We start from the raw sequence: 10264 nt of genomic DNA on the forward strand, positions 1-10264 counted from the left end.
GTGCCACCTCAATTGTAGGAAGCTATTCTTTCTCCTACATCTCTGACCTGTCTAACAACAGGGTGCACGATAAGGTGTGCTCACCGAATTTTTATTGTTTCAAATTCATCATCATAAACGCATCAGCCCATTTCAAGATTCACCACTGCTTGTTCGCAATCACCACAAGCTCCCTGGAAGTGAGAAAAATCTCTACTTTTCTGATGTCTTGAAGTTATTATAGCTCCCGCTTCTGACTTTGTCAACAAAAATTTCAAAAAGACACTAAAATGTTCGGATTTTACATTTCGCCATTTTTTGCTAGCAATCGTGCTCTGCAATACTGAAAGCCCAGATAGGCTAGGTAAGCTCCTAAGGTATTGGTCCACAAATCATCTAGCTCAAAGACACGATTGGCATCAAACAAGAGATCTAACAGAACTTGGCTGCATTCAATCCACAAGCTCATCGCAAAACCGAAGCACAAGACCCGTTTGCGACTCCTCAACCAGGGCCATATCCAGAGGAGTTGAAAGACTAGCGGGCTTAACAAAAAGATATTGGCTATGTTTTGGAGAACGACCTTAATGAGTTGGAGGACACTGGTGATCTGGCCAAGATTCATCACCGAATTAAGAGGAACCAGCAGGACGACGATGCGACCGAAATGTTGAATACCCGGTGTTTCCATACCCGGCTTTGGTTGTTGGGGCAAAAAACACATCAGACACAAGAGGATAAAATAGAAGAAGCTGCCACTCCGTAACAGCCTTCTTCCTCTTTTTGTTAGTTCTGTATGATCCATCAGCCCTTGTTTAAGGTTGCGCATGTTCAACAATCGCTTTCTCCCGGTCCCGTTTCATGGTATTTGAACGCAATTGGCCACAGGCAGCATCAATATCTGTACCGTGCTCTTGACGCACTACACAGTTAACACCTTGTTTTTTCAAGGTATCATAGAAGGCCATGACCCGTTCTTTTGGACTCCGGCTATATTGGTCATGCTCACTGACAGGATTGTAAGGAATCAAGTTAACATAAGACAATTTCTTGATATTCTTGAGCAATTCTGCCAACTCTAAGGCTTGCTCGACCCCATCATTGACTTCATTGAGCATGATATACTCAAAGGTCACCCGACGATTCGTAGTCTCGATATAGTATTCAATCGCCGCAAACAATTTTTCAATTGGAAAGGCCCGGTTGATCTTCATGATGCTAGAGCGCAAGTCATTGTTTGGAGCATGAAGAGACACTGCCAAATTGACCTGCACACCTTCATTTGCAAAATCACGAATTTTATGAGCCAAACCAGAAGTAGACACGGTAATATGACGAGCACCAATCGCTAATCCCTTGTCATCGTTGACCGTCCGGATAAATTTCAAGACATTGTTATAGTTGTCAAATGGTTCTCCAATCCCCATGACAACGATATGGCTAACCCGTTCATCTTGGCCACGTTCGTCAAAGTATTTTTGGACCAACATGATTTGAGACACGATTTCTCCATTGTTCAAATCGCGTTGTTTTTTGATCAAACCTGAAGCACAGAAGGTACAACCGATATTGCATCCGACCTGAGTCGTTACACAGACAGATAATCCATAGTGCTGACGCATCAAGACGGTTTCAATCAACATACCATCTGGCAATTCAAAGAGGTACTTGACCGTTCCATCTGCTGACTCTTGCACGATCCGTTGCTTAAGTGGGTTGACGACAAATTGATCATTCAACTTCGCAATCAAGTCCTTAGAAAGGTTGGTCATTTCTTCGAAAGACTGGACGCGTTTGCGATAGAGCCATTCCCAGATTTGTGCTGCACGGAATTTCTTTTCGCCGTTTTCTTCCGCCCAATCAATCATATCTTGGCGTGTTAAACTATAAATGGATGGTTTCATTCTTTCTTACTCCTCTTTTTGTCGAATCACAAAATGACGTTTGTTGTCTGTCTTCGTTGTCTTTTTAGTCTCAGCAGACGGTCTTGTTTTTTTCGAGTTTTTGGCTGGTTGTCCCTTGTCGCGTTCCCGTTTTTGGAAACGATCTTTTTGTTTGCGATTGCGCGAACGTTTTTTGGGCTCTCTTTCTTCTGATTGAGCTTTTTTGACCGGTGATTTCTTATCAAAAGAAGCACGATGAGGCTCCTTATTTTCAAGGACAAAATAAGCACAACCATAGCTACAATATTCTAACAAATAATCGTCTAAGCGACTTAATTTATCCATCGTTGCAACATCGCGCTCTTCCTTATAAAAGCCACGCAAGCGCAACTGCTCATTGCTCCAATCACCAACAATGTAATCAAACTTGGTTAAAATCTCAGAAAATCGCTGACCAAAAACAGTCGCATCAAAAGCTTCCTTCTCATTTTTCAAGAGCTCAAAGGAGAGGTTTTCTGAACGGATTTGGTCTCCTACCTGATGAAAGACAGGTCCAGGAAATTTATTGTAATTATATAATTCAGGGTCAATCTCTTTTCGCATAGTGTTCCTTCATCAAAATCTATTTACTGTAACACTTTATTTTATCATAAATTTGATGACTTGCGTCAGATTTGACTAGAAAAGAGTTGAAATTCAACATTGAGAGCTTCCAAAAGGAAAAAGAGACAAAGAAGGCAATCTTTGTCTCTATACATGTTCATCAGATGATGAAAGGGGCAAAAAAAGAGTAATTTTCGTATAGCTATTGGCCTTAGAATCAATCTCCATATGATAGGCTTCGCCAAATTGAAGATGCAATCGTTGGTCCACATTTTTCAAGCCAACACCTCCTAAACGAAGAAGGGTTTGGTCTGTTGATTCTGATCGGTCAAACCCTCGTCCATTGTCAAAAATCGATACGCAGGCGTAGTCTCCACTGACTTCAGTTGTCACTCGAATGAGACCTGGCCGATCGATCTCTTTAATGCCGTGGTAAATCGCATTTTCCACTAAGGGTTGAAGCACTAATTTAGGAATCTGATAGTCGCCCAACCGTTCATCTTCTAGAATTTCATAGTTGAGCTTTTCTCCATAACGTTGCTTCTGAATGAAAAGATACTGGCGGACATGGTCGATTTCATCTCTCAGTAGGATTTGCTCCTGGCCTTGGTTAAGAGCCAGTCGAAAATATTGAGCCAGAGACTTAGTGATGTCGACCACGCGCCGACTATCATTAAACTCCGCCATCCAGACAATCGTATCCAAGGTATTGTAGAGGAAATGCGGATTAATCTGAGCTGAAAGTGCCCGCAACTCGTACCGCCGTGCGTTCTGCTCCTCTTCCTTAACCTGTTGCATGAGATTATCGATTTGGTCCAACATGGCATTAAACGCTTGAGCGAGGGCCACCAATTCTGGAGATCCTTTGGCTACAGCTCTTACGTGAGCATCTCCTGCTCCAATCCTCAAAATGATGGTCTGAAGGTCTCGTAAAGGTTTGATCCACAAACGCAGAACAAAGCCGATCCCTATTAAACACATGATCAAAGCTAGTAATCCTAGACCAATGAAAGAGTACAGGAGCTGCGACTGCAGCATCTGAAGTCCTTCAAGTGAAGCCACTCCAATCAAGGTCCAATCGCTATCTGGAATCGGAACCTGATAGATAAAATTCTGTCCTCCTTTAGCATAGCCATCTTTCACAGCAATATAGGGCTGCATAGCCTGCATTTCTTGACTGGAAGAATAGACCGCTTTTTTGGGATGGTAGACAAACTCATGCTTTTGATTAATGATAAAACTAAAGCCTTGTTTCCCTAGTTGAAGGTGATCCAAGTAAGCCTGAAGGCTATCGTAGCCAATATCCAAGCGTACTACTCCGAGATTTTGACCAGTCTGATCGACCACTTCTTGGGTAATAGAAACCACCCATTTTTCTTTTTCCGAGGTTAAGGATTCCTTTCGAGCTGGCGTCAAAACTGGCATGGCTCTTTCCTTAATCGCCTCTTGATACCAACTTTCATTCATCATATCTGAAGAAGTCTGCATGCTGATTTTGGTATCTGTCGCTACCAGACGTCCATCCTTGGTCACCAAGACCGCAGAGACCAAGTCCGGATCCGTTTCAATCATCGTTCGCATCAGGTGTTGAACCGTTTCTTGATCCGCACTCTTGTCTTGGGCAAATTGGCGAACAGCCTGTTCCTTGCTAAGAACCGTCGTGGTCTGCTTTAATTTTTTTAGATAGGAGGTGATAAACTGACTGCTTTGATCGATACTATTTCTTGTCGTCCGCTCTGTTTGCTGGCGGATCGTCCCTGAACTCGTTTGATAATAGAGACCACCAATAAGACCAAAAAGGAGGAGAATGAAGAGAAAAAAGTAGAGGACCAGCTGGATCAGCAAGGGATATCGTTTCATTCATGCTCTCCTTTTTTATACTGCCTTGGTGTCACCCCAACCACCTGCTTAAAGCGTTGAGAAAAATAGTTCATATCTTCAAAACCAACCTGATCGGCGATCTCATAAATCTTTAGATCTGTCGTGAGAAGCAAGAGTTGAGCCTTCTTCATTCGCTCTTGAATGAGGTAGTCTTGGAAGGGGAGTCCCAGTTTTTTCTTGATCAATACACTTAGATAAGAGGCACTGAAACCAAGTTGATAGGCCAGATCCTTTAGAGTTAACTGAGAGTCTGCTAAACGAGCATGAATGGCTTCTTCCAAGTCTGTCGAATAACCATGACTGACCAAATCTTCGACTTGCGCCTTTTTTCGCTCTTGATCGAGTTTTCCCTTCACCTTTGCTAACATCTCTTCAATATCATCTTTTGAAAAAGGCTTCAGCAAATAATCATCTGCACCTAACTTGATGGCTTTCCTCGCAAACTCAAAGTCATCATAACCCGTCAAAAAAATGATATGACAAGACGGAGACTGCTCTTTGACGAGATGGGCCAGATCCAAGCCATTCATTTGTGGCATATTGATATCGGTTAGAAGGATATCGGCTGGTTGCTCTTGAAACTTCTCCCAGGCCTCACGGCCATTTTCTGCCTGGTTGATAACGGTCATTCCAAACTGTTCATAATCCACTAAGGAAGTCAGTCCCTGCCGGATAAGCTCTTCATCTTCCACAATCATGATCGCATACATGTCTTTCACCTACTTGTTTTTGCTATACTTATTATAGCAAATTATAGATCGAATTGTCTCAGACGTAGTCCAATAAATAACCGTAGCCCTTTTCTTTCATTTCTGCTTTGGGAATGAAGGTAATAGACAAACTATTGATGCAATAGCGAAGGCCGCCTTTTTCCTTGGGACCATCGGTAAAAACATGGCCCAGATGAGAATTTCCCACACGGCTCCGAACTTCTGTCCGAGTCATATTGAAACTCTTATCCTCCTTATAAATCGCCACATCAGGACTAATTGGCCGACTGAAACTTGGCCAACCACAACCAGAATCAAATTTATCCTTAGAGGAAAAGAGGGGCTCACCGGTCACGACATCTACATAAATACCGGCATCAAACTGATCCCAGTAACGATTGGAGAAGGCTCGTTCGGTATCATTTTTTTGTGTCACCGCATACTCTTCGGGGGATAACTTCTTTTTGATCTCCTCATCGCTCGGCTTGGAGTAGCGACTAGCATCAATAACAGGATAAGAAGCCTGATTGACATCGATATGGCAGTACCCATTTGGATGTTTCTTTAGATAATCCTGGTGGTAGTCCTCAGCCTTGATGAAATTGGTCAGTGGCTCTTTCTCCACTGCTAACGGTTTGTCGTATTTTTTTGCTTCTTCTTCAAAGACTTGGTTAATGGTTGGAATGTCCTCTTGAGAGACATAATAGACACCTGTTCGGTATTGTGTTCCTTGATCATTTCCTTGTCGATTCTTCGACGTTGGGTCGATAATCCGGAAATAATGCAGGAGCAATTCTTTCAGAGATACCTTCTTGACATTGTAGGTGATGTGAACTGTTTCAGCATGGCCTGTTTGAGGGACCAATTCATACTTGGTCGTTTCTCCCTTTCCATTGGCATAGCCTGATACGGCATCAATCACACCTGGAACACGGGAGAAATATTCTTCTACGCCCCAGAAGCAACCACCAGCCAAATAAATTTCACGCTGATCCTTTGGATCAACCTTTTCCTTTGTTTCCTTTTTGGCTACTGGAGTCTGACTCATCGATGCTTTTTTGATACTCTCCGTACTTGTTTCTGATCGATCCATTCCGTTTGCTCCCTTACTAAAGAAAAAGAAACCAATCGATAGTAAGCCAACGAGAAGGATAGCAAACACTTTCCACTTTGTTTCCATTGTCTATCTCCTTACTGCATGTTCTCTAGGGTCTTGAGGATATCCTCTTTATTCATAAAGCCAATCTGGCTCTTTGATAACGTCCCATCACTATTGATAAAGAGAGCCGATGGATAAGAACGAATCCCATACTCTTTGAGTAGCTCCCCTTTACTATCTAGCAAGACTGGGAAATCCTTGTAGTCCAAAGACTGGTACCAATTTTTGAAATCTGCTGCTGATTTTTCGCCATTAAAGGTTGGAGCTACAACAGATAAAACCACATAATCCTTACCTGCCTCTTCCTTTGCCAACTCATTGGTATCCTCTAATGTCGACAGGCAAATAGAGCACCAGGAAGCCCAAAATTTGAGGTAAACTTTCTTCCCTTTGTAATCGGATAAGCGGTAGGTCTTGCCATCCACTCCTTGCAAGCTAAAATCCTTCACTTTCTTGCCAGATGGTTGCCTAGCCCCAGCTTTGGCTGTTTGTTGGCTCATGTCCTTATTGGAAGTAGCCATTCCTTGACTCGAACAAGCCCCCAAAAGTCCAGTACACAAAAATCCTGCAGCTACTAAAGCTAATTTCTTCATCATTATTACCTCTTTAAACAAGGAGAAAGTCATCCTCAGATGACCTCTCCCTTCTTTCATTCCTTGTCTGATTTCATATCAGATGATTCACTCTTTTCATTTTTCATTTCTGAATCGCTAGATTTCATCTCATCTTTTTTCATATCGTCCTTCATTTCCGAACTGCTGTCAGACATCATAGATGAATCTTTCATGTCTTCTTTTTTCATTTTATCATCGGACATGGATGAATCCTTCATATCGTCCTTCTTCATATCGTCCTTCTTCATCATACTACTATCGTCCGTTTTTTTCATGTCTGAATCTGATTTCTGTCCAGAACAAGCAGCTAAAGTGACGATGCTAAGTGTAGCAACAGAAAGTGCAAGAATTTTTTTCATGATTTTTCTCCTTTAATCCTTTAAGATTAGTGAAACAGGGATGCGAGGCTATTAAGATTTCCTAGCATCAGCAAGATGCCCATCAAGATGATGAGGGCACCACCAATTTTTTTCAAGGTTCCCATATGGGGCTTGAGTTTAGCAAAATGTTGTAGAACCCAGCTAGAAGCTAGAGCCAAGACTAAGAAGGGGAGCGCCAAGCCTAATGTATAGACCAGCATCAGGAGAGCGCCTTGCAAAGCACCATTTCCTCCAGAAGCGGCAATGGCTAGAACCGAACTCAAAACTGGTCCGACACAAGGGGTCCAACCAAAACTAAAGGTTACCCCTATCAGAAAAGCATTGAAGAATTCATTGCGCTCCCGATTCTTTTTGAGTTGGATGGTCTTTTGTTTTTGGAGTTGTCTCAGATTGATCACTTCCATTTGGTGAATCCCTAATAGGATCACAATCCCTCCTAGCAGATAGCGAAACCATGGAGCATACAATACCTGGCCAAGGGCCCCTGCACCGTATCCTAGAATCAGGAAAACAGTTGATAGACCTGCGATAAAACAAAGAGTCTTCACCAGGCCATACCAAGAAATGTCTCTTCCAAAAATCCGAACAGTTTTCACACGTTCAGAATCCAATAGAATCCCTACATAGACTGGCATCAGTGGTAAAATACATGGGGAGAAAAAGGATAGAACTCCCGCTAAGAATACTGAAATGGAAAACAAACTGGTTTGAATCATTTCACTACCTCCCTTTCTTTCTGATACCAGTATAAAGAAAAAATCCCTCTAAAAATAGAGAGATTGATAAGCAAAAACTTGAATTTGATTAGAAGGTGAATCTTCCTATCTGCCAACTCTATCTCGTACTTTCAAGTACGAGACTGATCTAACAAGATACTTCTACTTCTTTTTCAAATAATCAATAGCGTCTTGAAGGGTTTTGACGGGGACAATTTTCATATTCGAATGAATTTGTTTCGCGGCTTCTTTAGCTGTTTCATAGTTTGATTTGGCCTTAGGATTAGCCTTCTTTTCTTCTTTGGAAACAGGGTTATTAGGGGCAAAGAAAATTTCTGCTCCTTCTTTATCGGCTGCGACGACTTTCTTGTCAATCCCACCGATATCGCCAACCGTTCCATCTTGGTTAATGGTTCCTGTCCCTGCAATATGGCGTCCCTGACGAAGATCTGGATCAGCCACTTGAGTGTAGATGGCTAGGCTAAACATCATACCGGCACTTGGTCCACCAATCCCTTCGGTCGCAAATTGGACAGGAACATCGCCTTTGGCTTCAGTCCGGTCGATCAAGCTAATCCCAATTCCGTTTTTCCCGTTGGACAATTTGATGATCTTTCCATCTGCTGTCTTGGTTTGTCCATCCTCGATATAGGTCACCGAAACAGGGTCGCCAATTTTTTGAGAACCGACATAGTCAATCAATTCTTTGGAACTCTTAAAGGTCTTGCCATTCACACCGGTGACGGTATCCGCAATGTTCAAGATTCCCTTAAAGGTCGAGTCATCTGCTACCTGCATGACATAAACACCTAGAAAGTCCATCTGGGTTTCTTTTCCAGCTGTCTTTAACCCTTGGTAGATGGCCATATTTTGCGAGGTTTCCATATAGAATTGGTTAATCCGCGTAAATTCTTGGCTCGAACTACCACCTGTCATATCCTTGGCAGAGTAGATATCTGTAAAAGGTGTCGCCCAAGCATAGATCAAATCAGCCGGGGTCGCTTCTTTCACTGCCACGGTTACAAAGTCATAGGATCCTGACTTGGTATCCGCTTTTCCATCGACTGTCATGACCGATCGAATGTCTTCTGCCGTTCCTGGCATCTCAATATAATAGGGAAGACGAATCACAAAGGCAGCTAGCAAGAGGAACAAGAAAAGAACGCCTGCAATCGGCCATCGGTATTCTTTCAATCGTCCTTTTTTCTTTTTTGTAGGCAAGCTTGGTTTATTCGCTTGTGTCATCTTTGATTTCCTCCATTACACTATTTGGTACATAAGGTGAGATATCCTGCTGAAAAGCCAGCAACTCTCGAATACGTGTTGAACTAATGGCCTGGTAAGGAGGCTGGGCATAGAGATAAACCGTCTCCAATTCAGGTGCCAACTGGTGATTAAAATAATCCATATTGGCTTCGTATACCAGATCCTGTGCATTGCGCAAACCCCGGATCAAGGTGATGACCCCAAGATTGCGCGCCACTGTCACAGCCAACTCTTGAGTTGACGTCACAATTTCAACATTTTCCAAATGAGCCAAGGCCCCTTCCACCATGCGCACGCGCTGCTCAATAGAAAAGAGTCCGACTTTTTCCGGATTATAAAAAATTCCGACATAGACACGGTCAAACAAGCGACTAGCTCGCTCGATCAATTGCACATGCCCAATGGTAATCGGATCAAACGATCCTGTAAACAATCCACTTCTATCTGACATATACTGTTACCTTACTAATTCCATAGATTTTTTCTTTCCAGATTCCCACTTGTCCGATTTCCTCAGGAAGTTCTACGTGTTTATCGGTTTCGCACACAATCATGATGTCCTCTGACAAGAGTTGGCGCTCGCACAAGGTTTCGATATCGCAGACAATCTCTTCCTTGGCATAAGGAGGATCCAAGAAAACTAAGTCAAAGGTGCCCGTTAGGAGACCCAAGGCCTGCTTGGCCTCCATTTTTAGCAGTTGAAACCGTTCCTTTTCCTTGGTCATGGCAATATTGGCTGCTACAATCTCCTGCGCTCTACGATCTCTTTCTACTAGAACGGCCTCTGACATGCCTCGAGAAACGGCTTCGATAGAGAGCCCACCGCTTCCTGCATAGAGATCCAGCACTCTTCCACCATAAAAGTAAGGACCAATCATATTGAACATGGCCCCTCTGACCTTGTCAGAAGTCGGCCTGGTTGTTTTTCCTTCAAGTGTTTTGAGGGGACGTCCCCCATAGGTTCCAGATACTATTTTCATAGGGACCATTATACCAAAAAAAATCAGAAAATTGCGATTTGATATGGTCAAGCGACAATTAAAAGAGGCTGGGACAAAAGTCCTAGCCTCTCA

At 42.9% G+C, this 10264-nt stretch carries 12 protein-coding genes and 1 other annotated feature (1 of these 13 only partly in view); all 12 genes read right to left on the reverse strand.

Annotated elements, in window-relative coordinates; genetic code table 11:
• Nucleotides 1-218 (reverse strand) — a binding site (T-box leader) (it extends 23 nt beyond the left edge of the window).
• A gap of 62 nt (nt 219-280) precedes the next feature.
• The gene (locus HMPREF3002_RS09565) at nt 281-808 is read right to left on the reverse strand and encodes a VanZ family protein (RefSeq protein WP_070666485.1); all 528 of its coding nucleotides are present in this window, start codon (nt 806-808) and stop codon (nt 281-283) included.
• Nucleotides 795-1883, reverse strand: coding sequence for a dual-specificity RNA methyltransferase RlmN (gene rlmN / locus HMPREF3002_RS09570; protein ID WP_003005918.1), 1089 nt, complete (start codon nt 1881-1883; stop codon nt 795-797). The genes HMPREF3002_RS09565 and rlmN overlap by 14 nt, the downstream gene beginning before the upstream one ends.
• Nucleotides 1884-1889: 6 nt before the next feature.
• Nucleotides 1890-2465, reverse strand: coding sequence for a YutD family protein (locus HMPREF3002_RS09575; RefSeq protein ID WP_045759156.1), 576 nt, complete (start codon nt 2463-2465; stop codon nt 1890-1892).
• 147 nt (nt 2466-2612) lie between these two features.
• Nucleotides 2613-4325 carry a cache domain-containing sensor histidine kinase gene (locus tag HMPREF3002_RS09580; RefSeq protein WP_070666487.1) on the reverse strand — a complete coding sequence of 571 codons (1713 nt, stop codon included), beginning with the start codon at nt 4323-4325 and terminating at the stop codon, nt 2613-2615.
• The gene (locus HMPREF3002_RS09585; protein WP_049483937.1) at nt 4322-5056 is read right to left on the reverse strand and encodes a response regulator transcription factor; all 735 of its coding nucleotides are present in this window, start codon (nt 5054-5056) and stop codon (nt 4322-4324) included. The genes HMPREF3002_RS09580 and HMPREF3002_RS09585 overlap by 4 nt, the downstream gene beginning before the upstream one ends.
• Before the next feature lie 58 nt (nt 5057-5114).
• A complete protein-coding gene (gene msrB, locus HMPREF3002_RS09590; RefSeq protein ID WP_070666489.1) occupies nt 5115-6236 on the reverse strand; it encodes a peptide-methionine (R)-S-oxide reductase MsrB in 1122 nt (373 codons plus the stop codon).
• An 11-nt stretch (nt 6237-6247) separates the two neighbouring features.
• Complete coding sequence (locus HMPREF3002_RS09595; RefSeq protein WP_070666580.1) at nt 6248-6808, reverse strand: redoxin family protein; 561 nt, start codon at nt 6806-6808, stop codon at nt 6248-6250.
• Between the two features lie 56 nt (nt 6809-6864).
• Entirely contained in the window at nt 6865-7188 is a 324-nt protein-coding gene (locus tag HMPREF3002_RS09600; RefSeq protein WP_070666492.1) for a hypothetical protein, read from the reverse strand.
• A gap of 26 nt (nt 7189-7214) precedes the next feature.
• On the reverse strand, nt 7215-7925 hold the full coding sequence (gene ccdA2 / locus HMPREF3002_RS09605) for a thiol-disulfide oxidoreductase-associated membrane protein CcdA2 (protein ID WP_003005901.1): 711 nt from the start codon (nt 7923-7925) through the stop codon (nt 7215-7217).
• A gap of 162 nt (nt 7926-8087) precedes the next feature.
• Nucleotides 8088-9170 (reverse strand): SepM family pheromone-processing serine protease, encoded by a 1083-nt coding sequence (locus HMPREF3002_RS09610; RefSeq protein ID WP_070666495.1) that lies wholly within the window; start codon nt 9168-9170, stop codon nt 8088-8090.
• The gene (coaD, locus tag HMPREF3002_RS09615) at nt 9154-9642 is read right to left on the reverse strand and encodes a pantetheine-phosphate adenylyltransferase (RefSeq protein WP_013903198.1); all 489 of its coding nucleotides are present in this window, start codon (nt 9640-9642) and stop codon (nt 9154-9156) included. The genes HMPREF3002_RS09610 and coaD overlap by 17 nt, the downstream gene beginning before the upstream one ends.
• Nucleotides 9632-10171, reverse strand: a complete 540-nt coding sequence (gene rsmD, locus HMPREF3002_RS09620; RefSeq protein ID WP_070666498.1) for a 16S rRNA (guanine(966)-N(2))-methyltransferase RsmD — start codon at nt 10169-10171, stop codon at nt 9632-9634. The genes coaD and rsmD overlap by 11 nt, the downstream gene beginning before the upstream one ends.
• Nucleotides 10172-10264: the final 93 nt, after the last annotated feature.

Source organism: Streptococcus sp. HMSC065E03 (assembly GCF_001815045.1).
GTDB lineage: Bacteria > Bacillota > Bacilli > Lactobacillales > Streptococcaceae > Streptococcus > Streptococcus parasanguinis_AD.

What these genes read in the sequence shown, in the direction of transcription:
- HMPREF3002_RS09565 (WP_070666485.1), bottom strand. Translation starts at nt 808, where the DNA reads ATGCGCAACCTTAAACAAGGGCTGATGGATCATACAGAACTAACAAAA.
- rlmN (WP_003005918.1), bottom strand. Translation starts at nt 1,883, where the DNA reads ATGAAACCATCCATTTATAGTTTAACACGCCAAGATATGATTGATTGG.
- HMPREF3002_RS09575 (WP_045759156.1), bottom strand. Translation starts at nt 2,465, where the DNA reads ATGCGAAAAGAGATTGACCCTGAATTATATAATTACAATAAATTTCCT.
- HMPREF3002_RS09580 (WP_070666487.1), bottom strand. Translation starts at nt 4,325, where the DNA reads ATGAAACGATATCCCTTGCTGATCCAGCTGGTCCTCTACTTTTTTCTC.
- HMPREF3002_RS09585 (WP_049483937.1), bottom strand. Translation starts at nt 5,056, where the DNA reads ATGTATGCGATCATGATTGTGGAAGATGAAGAGCTTATCCGGCAGGGA.
- msrB (WP_070666489.1), bottom strand. Translation starts at nt 6,236, where the DNA reads ATGGAAACAAAGTGGAAAGTGTTTGCTATCCTTCTCGTTGGCTTACTA.
- HMPREF3002_RS09595 (WP_070666580.1), bottom strand. Translation starts at nt 6,808, where the DNA reads ATGAAGAAATTAGCTTTAGTAGCTGCAGGATTTTTGTGTACTGGACTT.
- HMPREF3002_RS09600 (WP_070666492.1), bottom strand. Translation starts at nt 7,188, where the DNA reads ATGAAAAAAATTCTTGCACTTTCTGTTGCTACACTTAGCATCGTCACT.
- ccdA2 (WP_003005901.1), bottom strand. Translation starts at nt 7,925, where the DNA reads ATGATTCAAACCAGTTTGTTTTCCATTTCAGTATTCTTAGCGGGAGTT.
- HMPREF3002_RS09610 (WP_070666495.1), bottom strand. Translation starts at nt 9,170, where the DNA reads ATGACACAAGCGAATAAACCAAGCTTGCCTACAAAAAAGAAAAAAGGA.
- coaD (WP_013903198.1), bottom strand. Translation starts at nt 9,642, where the DNA reads ATGTCAGATAGAAGTGGATTGTTTACAGGATCGTTTGATCCGATTACC.
- rsmD (WP_070666498.1), bottom strand. Translation starts at nt 10,171, where the DNA reads ATGAAAATAGTATCTGGAACCTATGGGGGACGTCCCCTCAAAACACTT.